Below are 16,623 nucleotides of genomic sequence, written 5' to 3'. Positions count from 1 at the left end.
GCCTGTATAATAAAGACCGGACGGCCTGCCTTGCGCGCTCGACCTGACGCGACCGCGCCGCGCCCGAATCCCCTTAGACACGCCAAGAGAGAGAGCCCCGCCGATGACCGCAACCGTGCTGCTGGTGGAAGACCACCAGATGACCCTGATGGGGCTGAAACTGCTGCTAGAGCGCGATGCGCATGTTCGCGTGGTGGGAGAGGCCTCTAATGGCGCTGATGCCGTTCGTCTGGCCAAGCAAACCCGCCCCGACGTGATTCTCATGGATATTGGCCTGCCGGAGATGGACGGCATCGAGGCCACCCAGCGCATTAAGGCGGATCAGCCCGCCACGCGCGTGATTATGCTGACCTCCAAGGACAACGAGCGCGACGTCTTTGCGGCGCTGGCCGCCGGGGCTGACGCCTACTGCATGAAGGGCATCTCGCCCGAGGCGCTGTCGATCGCCATTGGCGCCGTCCATGAAGGAACCGCCTGGCTTGATCCCGCAGTGGCGCGCATGGTATTGAGCCGCTTTAGCGGCGAATCGCCCGCTGCGCCGGGACAAACGCCGGTCGTCCCCATGTCCGGCGCCGCCCTGAACCCTGACTGCCCCCTCACCCCGCGTGAGATGGAAGTCCTCAAGCTGATTGTCGATGGCCTGTCCAACCCGGAAATCGCCGACGCGCTGGTGATCACCAAGGCGACGGCCAAGGCGCATGTGCATAGCATCTTACAGAAGCTGTGCGTCGATGATCGCACCCAGGCCGCCGTGCTGGCCATGCGCCAGGGGTTTGTGTGACGGTTTTAATGGGTAAACGCGCTGGGGCTTTCAGGAGAGGTTAGACCTGAATAGGCGGCAGCGAGTCCTCGAACTTCCTGGCCGTCTCGGCATCCTGATTGGCCCAGCGGTTGCGCTTGATCCAGCTCACATCGCCGATGCTGGCGCTTGCGTCTTTTGACTCTCTCATAGAGGCCGCCGCGGGCAACGCCGAGGACGCCTCGCTGGGCGCTTGCGAGAAGGCGTCAAATCCGCCGGGACGCGCAAGGCCGCCCGAAGACGCTTTGGGCGGCGGGCTTTGGGCGGCGCGCTCTTCCTCAATCAGAAGTTTCGGCTTGCCAAAGATCTTGTGCGAGAGCCATTCAAAGCCCGATTGGATGATGGATCCGAAAATCAAGGCAGCCCCCAGCTCAGTGACGGTCCCAACCAGTGACAGTCGCGCGAACTGGGTGAAGGGCAGGCGCAGGGTCGTTTTATTGGCCCAGGATCCCAGAATTTTGGCGGGCGCCATCGTCTTGTCGATGAGCATCCGTCCGATTTCCCATCCGAGGAAGTTGCCGACGATACCGCCCATAAAGTCGTGAGCGAAGGTTTTGACGCCTTCCCAGAGGCTTTCGGCCTTGCTGGCGTGAACCAACGCCGGACCAAAGCTCGTTAATCCCAGAAAAAGCGCTGCGATCGGATTAAAGCCTGCTCGCGCAAGACCCATGGTACTGCCGCTTGCCACGCGACGCAGGGTGTCGACCGAGCGAAGCATCGTGCGCCCCACCGGACCGAGTCCTTTTTTCAGGGCAGTCTGCTGCAGGTGATACTGCTTGGCGTAATTGGGCAGATGGGTGCTCTTGAGGTAGTCGAATCGCTTGAAAAAGGCGCCCAATTGCTTTCGCAGCGGCTCCTTCTTGGGAATGCCTTCCAGAAAGCTTTCGAGTTGATTGGCGCGCGTCATCGCGCTCATTTTGGCGAATGTCGCCGGGTCGACGCGTTTTTCCAGCGTGTTGACGATGGATTTGAGGATGCGGGCTTCTTCCTGCTCTGGCGGGAGTTGGTACAGGAGGCTTTGCACGGTCTGACACCACCCGGGAGAAGCGATCTGGTCGCTATGCTGAGTCAGCGGCGCAATCACCCGGTGTTGCAGCAGGTCGCTGAGGTGGCGAATCCCCCAGAAACGGTCGACTTTGCCGGCGACGCGCATCATTCTTTCATAGCCCAGGTTGGCGCCCGGATCCATGAGGTACTCCAGCCCTAGAGCCGCGCCTATTCCCATCGCCGGTGCGGCGGCGAAGTGCCATGGGGTCATGCCTTTCATCGGATTGATCGTATCCAGAAAATTCTCTTCCCCTGCCTTCAGAGGGCCTTCTGCTTCAGGTGTGGCGCCTGCGGCGGAGGGGCTCCAGGCGTCTTGCGGCGTGCTTTGGCTTGCGGCGCGCTGCATCTGGCTGATCAAGGCGGGATCAACAGCGGTGGGCGCGCTGGGGGGCTTTATCGAAGCAGGCGTCATCGCCGCGCTGGCCATGGCGGTCGGGAGCCGTCCGGGTGGCGGCGCGAGCGGCGGCGCCAGCGTCGGGGCGGCGGGCCAGCTCATCGGCCATCCCCCGGGGGCAGGCGCAAAGCCCCCCGGTATAAAGGCGTTTTGAGCGCCCTGACGATAATAGGATTCCATAGCTCCCACAAAAGACTCCCCGCCCAAAGACTTCTCGCCCCGAAAGGCCTCTGCCCATGGAAGGCTTGCTGGCGCGTCTTAACGGGTGCGCCAGCCTCTCAATCACAGCTCACTTGCATAAAACCCGCCTCGGGCGGTTTTGTGCGCGCATGCGTCTCGACGCGCCTGACGACGCCCAAAAAGCCCAAACGGGGTATACTGATCATCATATTGTCGTACAAGAGAGAGACGGGCGCTATGGCCATCACGCGAATCAGGACTGTCGCTGGATTGGCTGCGAAGTCGTCGCTGGCGTCGATCGCGGCATGCTTGAGCCTTTGCCTGAGCGGACTGGCGCTGCTTGGGCTCGCCGAGGCCGCTTCTGGCCAAGGGCCTCAGCAGGCTTCTCAACAATGGACGCAACTTCAGGCCGCCGACGCCCAGCAAGGCGCACTCTACGTCGATAGCGCCTCGGTGACGACCCGCCCCGACGGCTGGCGTCAATTCTGGCTCAAAAGCCTGCCCGCGCCGCCTCAGAAGAAGGGCAAAAAACGCGCCAGCGCGCCTCAAATGGGCGAAATCCGCCTGCGCCACGCTCTCGATTGCCAGACGCGCGAGATTATTCCGCCGCTGGAGATTCTCCAGTATCGCCCGGGCAGCCGCTCGCCCCAGCGCATTACGCAGGACGCCAGCAAGCTGATGATGACCCGGCGCGACGTGCTGGCCATGCCGTCGGGCGACAAGGTGTTTCAGGCCGTCTGTGGCGCGGGCTCGTCCGCCTCGCCCCCTGCTGCTGCGCCCAACGCTGACGCTGTTGCGCCGTAATGAATCGTGCGCGCGCGCAACGCGCAGAGACCTCCTTCACTTAAAGGGTTTTGCCTTGGCATTCGCCCCGCCCGGATTATAATTGGGGTAGACTGGCCACGTACGGGAGAGGCGGATGCACTGGCGCCGAACTGCAGCTGGGACGGACGAGGGTTTATGGCGACATCGAAGGAACGCAGGCCAAAAGGGGCGCGCTCATTGGGCGGCGACGAGTTTGACGCGCTGGAAGACGTGATGGAGCCCGGAGGGTATGGTCCGGCCATCGCCGAGGCCGATCCCGGCGATCCGGATGACGAAACCCCGCCCCCGCCGCCAGAGCCCAACGATGGCGACGATCGCGTGGAAATCGCCGAAGAGGAGGACGCCACCGCCGATGCCGGGCCTTCCGCCGCTGACGATTCCGTCAAGATGTACCTCCAGCAGATTGGCCGGGTCAAGCTGCTAAGCCCGGACGCTGAGCGCGATCTCGCCCGGCGCATCTCAGAAGGCGACGAAGAGGCCAAGGCTGCGCTGGTGCAGGCCAATTTGCGCCTGGTTGTCAGCATCGCCAAGAAGTATATCGGGCGCGGGCTGTCCTTTCTGGATCTGATTCAAGAGGGCAATCTGGGTCTGATTCGCGCCGCCGAGAAGTTTGACTACCGGCGCGGCTTCAAGTTTTCGACCTATGCCACCTGGTGGATTCAACAGGCCATTACGCGCGGCATTGCGGATAAGTCCCGAACGATTCGCCTGCCGGTGCACATGATTGAGACCATCGGCAAGCTCAAGAAGGTTACCCGCGAACTCACCCATGAGTTGGGCCGCACGCCGACCAAGGAAGAACTGGCTCAGCGTATGGATATCTCGCTGGGCAAGCTGCGTCTGGCTCTCAAGGCGACGCAATCGACCATCAGCCTCGAAGCGCCGCTTTATGCCAAGGACGATCATTCTAAAATCGGCGACCTGCTGGTTGATGACTCCAGCGAGTCGCCCGATCTGCGCGTCTCGCAAGAGAGCCTCATGCACGAGATCGAAAAAGTCCTGACTACGCTGCGTCCGCGGGAGAAAGACGTGCTGGAGCTTCGCTTTGGCCTGAAAGACGGCAACAAGCGCACGCTGGAAGAAATTGGCCAGTTGTTCGGCGTCTCGCGCGAACGCGTGCGCCAGATCGAGACCCGCGCCCTCAATAAGCTGCGCAAGATGTGCCGCAACAGCCGCGCCGTCAAAAGCCTCAAGAATTACCTGAATCAGTAGGCGCCAGGCGATCTCTCCTGAAAGCTGTCTTGTGGGGGCTGTCTTTTGTAGACGCGCGCCGCTTGCGCGTGTTTCCCCTACAATGACGGAACATCGCCCTTGTCTTGCGAGCGTTCCGATGACTGACGCCCTGATTCGTAATTTCTGCATTATCGCCCATATCGACCATGGCAAGTCCACGCTGGCCGATCGCCTGCTGGAAGCCACCGCCACGGTGGATAAACGCGTCATGAAGGCGCAATTTCTCGATACGCTGGAACTGGAGCAGGAGCGCGGCATCACCATCAAGCTGCAAGCCGCGCGCATGACGGCGACCTATCAAGGCCAGACCTACGCTCTGAATCTCATTGACACGCCCGGGCACGTGGATTTCAGCTATGAAGTCTCGCGCAGCCTTCAGGCCTGCGAAGGCGCGCTGCTGGTTGTCGATGCGTCGCAGGGCGTCGAAGCCCAGACGCTGGCCAACGTCTACATGGCGCTGGAGAATAACCTGGAAATTATCCCGGTTATTAACAAAATTGACCTGCCCGCCGCTGACCCTGAACGCGTGCGGCGCGAAATCGAGGAAGTCGTTGGCATTGACGCCTCTCAGGCCATTCTCGCCAGCGCCAAGACCGGCGAAGGCATTCAGGAAATTCTCGCCGCACTCATTGAACGCGTGCCGCCTCCCCTGATTCAGACCCAAAAACCCCTTCGAGCGCTGGTTTTTGACAGTTACTTCGATTCGTATCTGGGCGTCATCACCTATCTTCGGGTCGTGGATGGCGCATTACGCAAAGGCGACCGTATTCGCTTTATGGAAAACGGCCGCGTCTTCGACGTGACCGAGGTTGGCGTGATGAGCCCCTTTCGATCGGCCCGCCCAGAACTGCTCTCCGGCGAAGTGGGCTATATGGCGGCTTCTATTAAAGAGATGGGCTATTTTGTCGGCGATACGGTCACGACGGTGGAAGGCGGCTCGCATGACGCCCTGCCTGGCTACAAAAAAGCCGTCCCGATGGTGTTTTGCGGCATGTATCCCGTCGATAACGACGACTACGCCGATCTCAAGGAATCGCTCGAAAAGCTCAAGCTCAATGACGCCAGCATCGCCTTTGAGCCGGAAAGCTCTGAGGCGCTCGGCCATGGCTTTCGCTGCGGGTTTCTGGGCCTGCTCCACATGGAGATCGTCCAGGAGCGCCTGGAGCGTGAGTTTGGGATGTCGCTCATTACCACGGCGCCCAGCGTGGTCTATCACGTCCATACCACGCGCGGCGAGATGATTGAGGTGGACAATCCGGCCAAGCTCCCCGACCCGCAAAAGCGCGATTTTATTGAGGAGCCCTACGTCAAGCTGGATATTTTTGCGCCCCGCGAGTACGTCGGCAACCTGATGGATCTGGCTCAGGAGCGCCGAGGCGAGTTCATGGGCATGAACTACCTCGACGAGAAGCGCGTGACGCTGCATTATGAGCTGCCCCTCAACGAAATGATCACCGACTTCTATGATCAGCTCAAATCGCGCTCGAAGGGCTATGCTTCCATGGACTATCATTTTTCGGGCTACCGGCGCTCAAATCTGGTCAAACTCGATATTCTGGTGAGTGGCGAGCCTGTGGACGCCCTCAGCACCATCGTCCACCACGATAAGGCGCGCAACGTCGGGCATGCGCTGGCCGTTAAGCTCAAGGACATCATCCCGCGCCAATTGTTCGAGGTGCCGATTCAGGCGGCCATTGGGGGCAAGATTATCGCCCGCACGACGGTCAGCGCCATGCGCAAGAACGTGCTGGACAAGTGCTATGGCGGCGATATCAGCCGCAAGCGCAAGCTACTGGAGAAGCAGAAGGCCGGCAAGAAGCGCATGAAGTCCGTCGGTCGGGTGGAGATCCCGCAGGAGGCCTTTATGGCAGTGCTGAAGTTGTCGGACGGCCCAGGCGGCAACTAGTCGCGCGTCAGGGCTTGCCAACGTCGGCGACGGACGGTCATAATCGACGCATGAAGTCTGCTTGCCCTCATGACGCCGCAGCGCCAAATGCTCTGCCCGATGGTCGGACAGAAGCAGGCCTGTTACGGCGCGTGGGCGTGCTGATTGACAGCGAGGCCCGCGCCCTCGACGGCCGCTCGTTTACTTACTATGCGCCGCCGCATCTGGCGCAAGCGGCGCAAGTGGGCATGGCCGTGCTGGCGCCGTTCGGGCGTCAGGCCGCGCTGAATGGGCTGGTAATTGAGGTAGATCCGCCTCAAGAAAACGGACCGCCGCGCGCCTTGCGCGAGATTGAGGACGTCCTGTGTGACGAGCCCCTGTTTGATGCGGCGGATTTGGACTTCTGGCGCTGGATTGCCGCTTATTACGCCTCGCCGCTGGCCAGCGTCATCGCCTGCGCTCTGCCCGCCGGTCTGCTGCGCAAGATTCGCCGTGAGATTGCCCTGGTCCCGGACGCGGTTATCCCGGAGATGGCCCTGAGCGCCTTGAGCGCCCTCGATCCCGATGCGGCCGCTCTGCTGCGCTTTCTGCAAGCCCGCGACAAGGGCTTTACGCCGCGATATCTGGCTTCTTCGCTCAAATACTCGCCGACGCGACTGGCGCGCGCGCTTCATACGCTTGCCGGCCGCGGCTGGGCGTGCGCCCAAACCCGTATGACATCGGGTGTTGCGTCCTCGCGGCCCATTCAGCGGGTAACGCTTTACGAGCCGTCCGACCCCGGCGCGACGCTGGCGCCGGAGGCGGATTCTGCCCTGAAGGCTTTACAGGCGGCGGGCGGCGCGATGTGGAAGCGCGAGCTGCAAGCCGTCAGCGGCGTAAACGCTCGCGCGCTGGCGCTTCTGGTAAAGGCCGGGCGCGCCCGTATCGACGCCTTGCCGCCGATGGCCGCCCTCTGGCCGCCTGAGCCCGTCGATAGGGAGGATCGCAAAGAGACGCCGCTTACGTTGAATCGGGATCAGCGCGCTGCCGTGGAAACCGTGATGAGTTGCCCGCCGGACGCCCTTCCATGGCTTCTGTATGGGGTGACGGGTTCTGGCAAAACCGAGGTCTATCTGGAGTTGTGCGCCCGCACGCTGGCCGAAGGCCGCAGCGTGATGATTCTGGTTCCTGAGATTGCGCTGACGTCCCAGATTGCGCGGCGCTTCGTGCGGCGTTTTGGCTGGGATACCGTCACGCTGTGGCATAGCGATCTCGCTGAAGGCGAGCGCCTGCAAGCGTGGAATCAACTGCGGCGCGGCGAGCGGCGGGTGGTGATTGGCGCGCGCTCGGCGGCCTTTTTGCCGATGGCGTCGCTGGGGCTGGTGATTCTCGACGAGGCGCACGACGGCAGTTTCAAGCAGGAATCCCCCGCGCCGCGCTATCATGCGCTGACGCTGGCGCAGGAGCGCGCCCGCCGATGCGGCGCCCGGCTCATTCTGGGGAGCGCCACGCCTGATGTCGCTCATTACTGGCGAGCGTACAACGACGATCGCCTGTTGACGCTGCCTTCTCGGGCCGCCGGACGCGCCATGGCCCGCGCCACGCTGGTGGATATGCGCGTAGAGCCCTTGGCCCGAAAAGGCGGCGTCATCTCCCTGACCCTGCGCAACGCGCTGGAAGAGACGCTGGGGCGCGGCGAACAGGCGTTGGTGCTGATGAACCGGCGCGGCTTCCATACGCTGATCCAGTGCGGCGGCTGCGGGCACGTGTTTCAGTGCCCGTCATGCGCGGTGTCGCTGACGGCGCATGAGAATGGGCGCGTCACGCGTTGTCATCACTGCGGGTATCAGGGGCTTGCGCCGCAGTATTGCCCGCACTGCGCCAGCATGGCGGTGATTCAGCGTGGGGCCGGAACCCAGCGCGTGGCAGCCGAACTGGCGACGCTGTTACCGCAAGCCCGTATTTTGCGTCTCGATAGCGATGTCATGAGTCGGCGTCGCGAAGCCCAGTCGATTCTGGACGGTTTTGCCGCCGGTCAGGCCGACGTGCTGGTTGGCACGCAGATGGTCGCCAAAGGGCTGGATATCCCCAATGTCACGCTGGTGGGCGTGATTCAGGCCGACAGCGCTTTTTCCTTGCCCGATTATCGCGCCTCGGAGCGGGGATTTCAGCTCTTGACCCAAGTTGCCGGGCGGGCCGGACGCGGTGAGAAGCCCGGGATGGCTCTCTTGCAGACGCTGAACCCGGAGCATCCGGTCGTGCAACTGGCGCAGGCGCAAGACTACGACGCGTTTTTTGAGCATGAGCGCGTCATGCGGCAAGCCTATGGCTTTCCGCCTTTTTCCCAGCTGTTTCGGCTGATTGTCAGCGGCGAAGACGAAGCCGCAGTACAGCGCTTTGGCGTGGCGCTGGCGGCGAATCTTCAGGCGCGCGGATTGGCTGAGGCATCGCCCGAAGCCCCGGCCTCGTTACTGGGTCCTGCGCCCTGCGTCATTGCGCGGCTACAGGATCGCGCGCGTTATCACCTGCTGATCAAAAGTCGCGGCGGGCCAGCGTTTCACGAGCGACTCACGGCGTTTATCGCCGCCTGTCGTCCGCCCGCAGAGCTTCGCCTGTTGCTGGATGTGGACGCGCAATCGCTGCTCTAGCCGATCGGCTTCGGGCGTTTGGCAGACGCCCTCGCCGGACTGTTTGAAGCGTCTAGGGCGGGCTGCGGTCATGCAAATAGCGCGCAGGCGCGGCGTTGTCAGGGCCGCTTGCAGAAGACGCAGGCTTACCAGCGGTGCGATAGCGCCCGCTTTCGGGGTGCTCGCCGGGTTCGCTCACGAGCCATTCGGCCCATTCGAGCGCTTTGCGCGGGCGTAAAATTCGCCGGGCGTAACGCTGGCGCTGACGTCTGCTCATCTGCACAAACGTCTTCCAGCAGACGGCCTCCAGCGGCCAGAGGGACAGATCGCGCTCAATCATGGCCTGATGCCTGAGTAAAAAGGCCTTGCGCTTGATCCAGCGCCGTAAAACTCGTGTGGGGAACGCGGGCGAGCGCGGTTTGCCAAGAGCGGCCGCCCGGCGACGGGGGGCCGGAGGCGTAGCGGATGACCGAACGGGCGCGGCGCCGCGCGACGTTCTGGAACGCGCGGGCGTCTTGACTGCCTCTAGTAAGTCTTCAATCACGTCCGGTTTCGCGGGCGGGGCCTCGGTTGCCTGGCTGCGCAATAGCGCTTTCAGGCCGGGCAGACGCGCGGCGTAAGAGCAGCGGGCCCAGGTAGAGACGGCTTTCTGTTTCGCGTGAAACACGGCGCGGGTGAGATCTCGCATTAAGTCGCCGTCCTTCATGAACGTCATGAAAAACAGGGCGGGCCGAGAACGCACGAGCGGCAGCGTCACGAGAAATCGTCCTCCGAAAGTTAAATCTGTAAACAACCCCAACTGGACGTCGAGTACCACTATTAAAAATATACTATATATATCTGTGTTTGTCTAGCTTTTTAAATCTTGTAATTATTAAGATTTTCGTTGTCAGCGCGCGCGTTCTCGCCGGTCATGTGATGAGGCGCGCGCGATGGCGCCTTGAAATTCCGTCGCGTTCTGGGTAGAGTGGTTCCTCTTGACGTCCCCGGTGGAAGGAATGGTGGAACGCGTGAAAACTTACGACGCCCTGATAGTCTTACGCCCGTTTGTCGACGCCGATGGCGGCGATAACGTGCAAAAAATCGTGGATCGCCTGTTTAAAGGCATCGAACACAAGATGATTCGCCTGGAGCGACTGGGCCGCAAGCGGCTGGCGTATGAAATCAACCGGGTGAAAGACGGCTTTATCGTCACGTGCCTGGTCGAGATGGATCCGGCGTCGGTGGAAGTCTTCCGCCGTACGGCCACCCTGAGCGAAGACGTGCTGCGTCTGACGATCGTCAGCCTCGACGCCCTCGCCTTTAAAACCCTCACCACCCCGCGCCCTCCGCGGGATCACGAAGGACGCGATCGCGATCGCGGCCCTCGTGGCGATTCGCGCGGTCCTCGCGGAGAATTTCGCGGCCCCGGCGGCCCGATGGCCGGACGTCGCCCGCCCTTCTCGCAGCCTCAGGGACAGCAACAGCCGCAACCACAGCAGCCTCAGCAGGGCGATGCGCGCTAGTGAGCGCGTCTTGCTCGTTAGACGCAAGGAGTTGAACGCCGGTGTCGCTCGCTAAAATCCTCTTGTCGGGAATCGTTCTCAATGCGCCGGAAAAGCGCTATACCCCCAACGGCAACGCGGTGGTGACGTTTGACGTGTCCGTCAGCGCCCCAGCGCGCGGATCGTTTGCCCCGGAAGCGCCCTTTACGGTCAAAATCACCTGCTGGAACCGTCTGGCTGACGCCGCCGCCGAATCGCTCGCCCCGCAGCAAACGGTGCTGGTGGAAGGCAAGCTGCAAATGGACGCCGTGCAAGGTTCAGACGGCGCGCCCAAGAAGAATTTCGCCATTGAGGCCTCTGCGCTTAGCGTGGTCCATGGCGCCATTGAGGCATTGGCCCCGGCCTCGTCTTCTGACGCCAGCTCGGCCGCCTCGTCGTCGCGCCCGCGCCCCGCTACTGCCCCTGCCGCCGCCCCGGCTCCGCAGGCGTCGCGTGCGCCAGCCCCTGCTATTGCGGGCGCTGCTTCGCATCATCCGGCGTCGTCGGCTTCGTCGGGCTCCGCCTTCCCGCTGGAAGACGCTTTCAGCGAGGACGATATCCCGTTTTAACCCGTTCGTGTCGCACTGCACTCCCCCCAACTGCCGGAAACGAGGACCATGGCCAGAGACTTTAAATCCAAAAAGAAATCCTGCTTTTTCTCCGCGAACAATATCGAGTACATCGATTTCAAAGATGTCGGCATGTTGCGCCGCTTTCTGACCGATCGCGGCAAAATCCTGCCTCGGCGCATTACCGGGGTGAGCGCCTTCTATCAGCGCCGCCTGGCCAAAGCCGTCAAGCGCGCCCGGACCTCCGGTCTGCTGGCCGCTATTATTGAAGGCGCCTGACGCGCCGCGTTCGCGCATGCGCGCCTCGCTTCTAGACAATCCGCGCCGGTGGTGAGACGATAACGCCAACGGCGCGGTTGCCGTTTGTGTTTCAACATGCCGCGCGCCTGACGCGCGTCCCCACTGTGGATGTCTATGTCTGTGTCTGACCACCCGCCCGCGCCTTTGCCGCCGCTGCTTGCGGCGGTCGCTGAGTCCAATCCTGAGCGCGCCGCCGATTCGCTGATTCTGCTGGATACCGAGACCACGGGACTCGACCATAAGGTTGAGCGCCTGATTGAAGTCGCCGCCGTGCGCCTCGAAGCGGGCGAGGTGGTGGCTAGCTTCAGCGAGCTGATTAATCCCGGCGTACCAATTCGCCATTCCAGTTTCCAGATCCATGGCATCAGCGAAGAGATGATCGCCGATGCGCCCGGCGAAGACGTGGTGATTCCGCGTCTACTGGAATTTATGGGCGAGACGCCGTTTGCGGCCCACAACGCGATTTTTGACTACAGTTTTATCAACGCCGCGCATAAGCGTCTGTACAGCAAGTCGTGGAAAATTCGTCGCATCGACACGCTGGAACTCTATCGCTGCGTCTTCCCCGATGAACCCTCTCACGGGCTGTCGTCGCTGCTGGCGCGGTTTGGCTACAATCCTGAAGTCAAACACCGCGCGCTCGATGACGCCATGTGTCTGGCGCAAGTCTATCCGCGCCTGCGTCAATTGTATATTCAGCGCTATCAGTGGCAGTTTGCGCAATTGCCGCATGTGGAGTACCTGCTTGAGCGCTACTTGCGCATGCAGCGCGCTATCCAGATGATGCACTCTGAAATGAGCGACCTGAAGGAAATCTTCAAGCTGCACTTTACCGAAGGCGGCAAGCCGCTGACGGCGACCACCGGCGAAATGATGGTCTCCAACACGCGCCGCAGCTATGAGTATGATGACGCAGCCGTCTGGCCCTTGCTGTTTTCATCCGGCCTGGTGGAGCGCGGCTCGCGCCTGAATTCGCGCGCGCTCGACAAGCTGGTGGACAGCCAGTCGCTCGATGCCGACATCCGGGATCAGCTGCGCAGCGCGCGCTCGACAATTACCGAGACGCGCACCATTACGTTCATCAAGCCTTCGCCCAAGGCCGAAGAGCCGGTCGTCGACAAGGTTGAGGACGCCAGCGCTGAGGCTGAAGACGGCTCATCCGCAGGCGTTAGCGAGAACCCTGAATCCCCTTAAGCAGGCGCGCTCGTACGGCATCCGTCTGCCCGTAGCCGACCGAGGCCCCGTCCAGCGCCAGGCGCGAGACGCCGCCTTGCACGACGTACACCTGCGGCAGATCGCGCCCCGGAATCGTCAGGCCGAATGATTTGGCGCGCTTGGGCGCGGCCGGATCGTCGACGTCAATAATCGTGACGTTCATGCCGTTTTGCTGACCGATTTCCGAGACCAGCGGCGTGACGTCGCGGCAGGCGGCGCACCAGTTGGCCGTAAAGGCGACCAGTGATCCCCGCGCTTCCTGGGCTTCAGCCGTCATCAGGCCAGTGAACGCAATCAACGCGCCGACGACGAAGAATCCGGGCAGCAGCCATCCGCCCGCGCGTTTGGTTTCGACGGGATCTGAGGTGAGCGAGTCTGTCATGGCAGGTGAATCCTGTGGTTGAGGGAACACGGGGCGTGCGTGAAGACCGTAAGCCTGAGGACGAGCGGTCTTGCGCAAGGTTCCGAAGGGCCCAGGCCATGCCGCGCATGACGCCAAAGGGCGATGCATTGCGAGGCGCGCGCGCCTGAATGTCTGTCGAGGCATTTTATGCGGCGGCGTCTTTCGCGTCAATGAACGTCGGCGCATCAAATTTCGTAAAATTTTTTTGTCATATACTATTTCCCTCGTACAACTCGCTTGTTAGAATCTCCATCATTCCCGCAAAACCTGTATCCAAATCTAAATGCGAGCTTGAATCACACGGGTTTCAACGCAGCCCCCTCAGACGCCGCCGCTTCATCCGCAGGGCATTTGAAAAAAAGCATTTAGACTCAGCCGCCAGAGGCCCGGTTTGCGGGAAACGAGAGAAATCCTGTTCCTTCCCTCTTTTTCTCAGTCATAATTCTCCCAAAACACTACCAGATAACAGATAGAGAGCGTTTTCAAGAGATTAGAGTCATTCTATTGCCGGGCGCGCCAAGCCTTAGAAAACAGGCCGCGTGGTTGCCCATGAGTTAGAGTTGCTGCCACAAAGGGATTGCCACGTGATGTTTCCGCAGGTACAGTTACGCCGGCCCGCCGCGTCGTCTTCAAACGCGGCGCTGAAGCCCAAAAAAGCCGCTTCGCTGTTTGGCCTTGAAGCGCTGGTCGGCCCGGTCGACGAGGCTGAAAGCGCTGATTTGCTGGCCTCTTCGTCGCTGGAGCGCCAGACGACAGCCGCCGCGCAAGCGCTGGAAGACCTTGAAGAGAAATATAACGCGCTGGTTGAATCCATCGACGTCGAGAAGTTTAACCCGGCCTATATTAGCCGCTATATTAAGCGCGCAGAGACCCGTCGCGGCGCGCCGTACGCGGATCACGAGAAAAAACGCTTCCGCGAGATGGCCAAAAGCGGCAATCCGAACCTGATTCGCCTGCTGGCGCTGGAGTTGCGCATCGGGATCCCGAAAAAAATCGAGCGCGACGCCCTGGCCGCCATGGGCCGCCTGATGCTGCATCGCGATCAGGCCGCCGATTTGCGTGGCTTCCTCGATCAGCCCGATAAAGACCCCAACCTGCGCAACTGGGTGCAGACCATGCTGACGATGAACACTGTCGAGCAATGGATGGGCGCGCTGCAACGCTGGCGCGAATCGTGGGCGGGCCTGTGGCGTCGTCATCCGCGCGAAAAGGGCCGCGATAAGCGCCGTGACTTGCAAGCGACCTCGCAGGACGACGCGTCTCCAAACGCGTTGCCGAAAGCCGAAGGCGAGCCCGCGTCCTCGGACGCCAAAACGTCCGCGTCTGAGGTGACAACGCCTTAACGGCTGCGACGCTCGCAAAGACTGTCTGCCAGATTTGACATGTATGAAATGCCCGGATCGCGCCATCACGGTGGATTCGGGCATTTTTGCATGTTTTTGAAATTTCGGTGGCACAAAAATCCTCGCGACGGGTTTTATACCAGCAGGGAGTGATCCAGACGCCGTGACAAACAGGTCTGGATCGGGAAAAGAGCCGTTATCGAGGTTTTAAGTCTGCGCGAGCGCGCCGGACGCCGTTTTCTGAAGGGAAGCGCGCGTGACGCGTCCGCGGGTGAGGGAGTGAGACTACTCATGACGAATCAAGCCGTTCCGGGAATGCCGGTCTATAATGCTGCCGGTCAGGCCCTTTTTTCGCCCAGTGACCTGAGCCAATGGTATATGGGCGGCGCAATGGCGTACCTCTATTCGCCGATGTTTCAGCAGGCCTGGGCCTCCAGCGGTGGAGTCAATGCCGGTTATGGGGCCGCTGCGGGCGCTGGCGGCGCTGCGACAGGCGGCGTTACAGGCGGGATGGATCCGCTGTTTGGCGCGCTGGGTCTTGGCGGTATCGGCGCGATGGGCGGCTTTGGCGCGATGGGCGACCCGTACTACGCCATGACCGCTCCCGGCGGCGTGTCGCAACGTCCGGGCAGCTATATCGAGATGATGAGCCGCGATGCGCGCGGCGAGCTGTACGGCCCGTTCTCCAACCCGGATTTCCTGAAATTCGCCGCAGAGAAATACGACGGCGTCTTAAAAAATACCTTTGACTTCACGATGCCAAAGGACCGCCTGATTGGCCTGCTGGAGCGCTTCTACGGGGCGCAGGGACTCAGCCCGATGGCGCTGTACGCCCAATATCCCAAAGACAAAATCAGTCAGATGGCCGATCGCTTTATCGGCGATAACCAGAACAACTACCACGACGCCAACTGGGCGCCTGGCCTGAAGAGAACCTTTGCCGGGCTTGGGCTTGGTCTGGGCGCCGGCGCGGTTGTCGGCGCAATTGTGGGCCTGTCTACCCTGCCGGTGTCCCTTGTCCTGGGCGCCGTCGGCGGGGTTGCGCTCGGTCTGGCGAGCTACTACTTCGGCGGCACAGTCGGCTCTCGCAACGAATATACCGATGTGCGCGGCCTGAGTAAAGACGACTTCCAGATCGCGCTGGAGCGCTCGTCTGCTCGTCAGAAAGGCGCGCCGACGGATCTGTCGATTCGTGATCCGCGCTTCCTGAATTTCCTGGTGGATCATATTGAGCGCTATAACGACAGCTACGTGAGCTGGATGGATGGCGAAGCCATCAGCGCCAGCCAGATGAAAGAAGCCGCTGCCGCCTTTAATGCGCTTCACGGCCGCTCTGTCGGTAAAATCGACGTCAATAATCCGCGCTTTGACGAAGACTACAACATGTTGACGGTCGCTAATAACCGCCCGGGCTGGTATGACGCCACTGTGGAAAAAGCCGACATTCTCGCCGCGTTGAGAGCCAATAGTGGGGCGCAAGGCAATTACACGCCGGGCAATGGCGTGCGCTACTAGGCCAAATCGAACGGAATCAAGATTAAGAGAGAAGCAAGAGCGGACGCCCGCCCAAACGGCGAAAGGCCAGCGGCGCGTTCATCCTACCGGACCCATCACCACAACCTCCATTCCAACACCACCAACCTAACCACAACCCTCTTCCTGAGCGGAAGGGGGCTTTTTCTTTAGAGCGCGGCGCTCGGCGGCGGCGCGTCGGGGGCGATGCCCATCAACACGCGGTCCAGATCCGGTTCTTCGAGAATCCGCTGGGGATCGATGGGGGGCAGGCGATGTTCCTGCAACTGTGCGTCTGTCGTGAAGCGGTCCACAACGTGATCGACAAAGAGCACGCCTTCCAGATGATCATATTCATGCTGAATGGCGCGGCACAGCAGGCCGCCGCCTTCGACGGTCAGTTCGCGGCGGCGACCGTCCAGATCCATAAAGCGTACTGTGACGTTGGCATAGCGCTTCACATCGGTATACACGCCGGGAAAACTGAGACAGCCTTCCTTGCTGTAAATCGCGCCGCTGCGCCGCGCAAGGACAGGATTGATCATCACCATTTGCGGCAAAGGCGCATCATCGGTCGAGCAGTCCAGCACAAAGAGCTTCTTCAGCTCGCCGACTTGGGGGGCCGCTAGCCCCACGCCATTATTGGCGTACATCGTGTCGAACATGTCGGCGACCAGCCGCTTGATTTTGGCTGAAATCTTCTGCACGCGCTCAGTCGGCTGACGCAGGCGCGGGTCGCCATATTCCACAATTTTGAGAATCGCCACGGGTCCAGACCCTTTCCAGAGC

The 16,623-nt window shown here is 61.4% G+C and carries 15 protein-coding genes; 11 read left to right on the top strand and 4 right to left on the bottom strand.

Translation table 11 applies throughout. The features are described 5' to 3' along the window. Positions 1-103: 103 nt before the first annotated feature. The gene (locus IPK79_03720) at positions 104-781 is read left to right on the top strand and encodes a response regulator transcription factor (protein MBK8189537.1); all 678 of its coding nucleotides are present in this window, start codon (positions 104-106) and stop codon (positions 779-781) included. A gap of 40 nt (positions 782-821) precedes the next feature. On the opposite strand, the gene IPK79_03715 is transcribed toward IPK79_03720, so the two are convergent. Further along, complete coding sequence (locus IPK79_03715) at positions 822-2,420, bottom strand: hypothetical protein (protein MBK8189536.1); 1,599 nt, start codon at positions 2,418-2,420, stop codon at positions 822-824. A gap of 237 nt (positions 2,421-2,657) precedes the next feature. Here IPK79_03715 and IPK79_03710 point away from each other — a divergent pair, with 237 nt between their 5' ends. The 4 genes from IPK79_03710 to priA all read left to right on the top strand — a co-directional run bounded on the left by IPK79_03710 (position 2,658) and on the right by priA (position 8,990). Then, entirely contained in the window at positions 2,658-3,224 is a 567-nt protein-coding gene (locus IPK79_03710; protein MBK8189535.1) for a hypothetical protein, read from the top strand. 234 nt (positions 3,225-3,458) lie between these two features. Then, the gene (locus IPK79_03705; protein MBK8189534.1) at positions 3,459-4,457 is read left to right on the top strand and encodes a sigma-70 family RNA polymerase sigma factor; all 999 of its coding nucleotides are present in this window, start codon (positions 3,459-3,461) and stop codon (positions 4,455-4,457) included. Between the two features lie 118 nt (positions 4,458-4,575). Beyond that, positions 4,576-6,384, top strand: a complete 1,809-nt coding sequence (lepA, locus tag IPK79_03700; GenBank protein MBK8189533.1) for an elongation factor 4 — start codon at positions 4,576-4,578, stop codon at positions 6,382-6,384. A 50-nt stretch (positions 6,385-6,434) separates the two neighbouring features. Beyond that, a complete protein-coding gene (gene priA / locus IPK79_03695) occupies positions 6,435-8,990 on the top strand; it encodes a primosomal protein N' (protein ID MBK8189532.1) in 2,556 nt (851 codons plus the stop codon). Positions 8,991-9,042: 52 nt separating this feature from the next. Here priA and IPK79_03690 read toward each other — a convergent pair whose 3' ends face one another. After that, positions 9,043-9,726: a hypothetical protein gene (locus tag IPK79_03690; GenBank protein ID MBK8189531.1), complete on the bottom strand. Its 684-nt coding sequence runs from the start codon at positions 9,724-9,726 to the stop codon at positions 9,043-9,045. Positions 9,727-9,946: 220 nt separating this feature from the next. Here IPK79_03690 and rpsF point away from each other — a divergent pair, with 220 nt between their 5' ends. The 4 genes from rpsF (at position 9,947) to IPK79_03670 (ending at position 12,555) form a co-directional block, all read left to right on the top strand. Then, a complete protein-coding gene (rpsF, locus tag IPK79_03685) occupies positions 9,947-10,474 on the top strand; it encodes a 30S ribosomal protein S6 (protein MBK8189530.1) in 528 nt (175 codons plus the stop codon). Between the two features lie 41 nt (positions 10,475-10,515). Further along, positions 10,516-11,061 (top strand): single-stranded DNA-binding protein, encoded by a 546-nt coding sequence (locus IPK79_03680; GenBank protein MBK8189529.1) that lies wholly within the window; start codon positions 10,516-10,518, stop codon positions 11,059-11,061. Between the two features lie 48 nt (positions 11,062-11,109). Continuing rightward, positions 11,110-11,340, top strand: coding sequence for a 30S ribosomal protein S18 (locus IPK79_03675; GenBank protein ID MBK8189528.1), 231 nt, complete (start codon positions 11,110-11,112; stop codon positions 11,338-11,340). Between the two features lie 135 nt (positions 11,341-11,475). After that, positions 11,476-12,555 (top strand): 3'-5' exonuclease, encoded by a 1,080-nt coding sequence (locus tag IPK79_03670; GenBank protein ID MBK8189527.1) that lies wholly within the window; start codon positions 11,476-11,478, stop codon positions 12,553-12,555. Here the strand turns inward: IPK79_03670 and IPK79_03665 are convergent. After that, positions 12,530-12,958 carry a thioredoxin family protein gene (locus IPK79_03665; protein ID MBK8189526.1) on the bottom strand — a complete coding sequence of 143 codons (429 nt, stop codon included), beginning with the start codon at positions 12,956-12,958 and terminating at the stop codon, positions 12,530-12,532. The genes IPK79_03670 and IPK79_03665 overlap by 26 nt on opposite strands. Positions 12,959-13,566: 608 nt before the next feature. Here IPK79_03665 and IPK79_03660 point away from each other — a divergent pair. Both IPK79_03660 and IPK79_03655 read left to right on the top strand, forming a co-directional pair. Continuing rightward, complete coding sequence (locus IPK79_03660) at positions 13,567-14,322, top strand: hypothetical protein (protein ID MBK8189525.1); 756 nt, start codon at positions 13,567-13,569, stop codon at positions 14,320-14,322. 291 nt (positions 14,323-14,613) lie between these two features. Further along, positions 14,614-15,837 carry a hypothetical protein gene (locus tag IPK79_03655; GenBank protein ID MBK8189524.1) on the top strand — a complete coding sequence of 408 codons (1,224 nt, stop codon included), beginning with the start codon at positions 14,614-14,616 and terminating at the stop codon, positions 15,835-15,837. A 167-nt stretch (positions 15,838-16,004) separates the two neighbouring features. Here IPK79_03655 and def read toward each other — a convergent pair whose 3' ends face one another. Continuing rightward, positions 16,005-16,601, bottom strand: coding sequence for a peptide deformylase (gene def / locus IPK79_03650; protein ID MBK8189523.1), 597 nt, complete (start codon positions 16,599-16,601; stop codon positions 16,005-16,007). Between the last annotated feature and the right edge of the window lie 22 nt (positions 16,602-16,623).

The sequence above is a fragment of the Vampirovibrionales bacterium genome, from assembly GCA_016712355.1.
Classification (GTDB): domain Bacteria; phylum Cyanobacteriota; class Vampirovibrionia; order Vampirovibrionales; family Vampirovibrionaceae; genus JADJRF01.
Note: the sequence above shows the minus strand (reverse complement) of the source record. Positions and strands in the feature narration are given on the sequence as shown.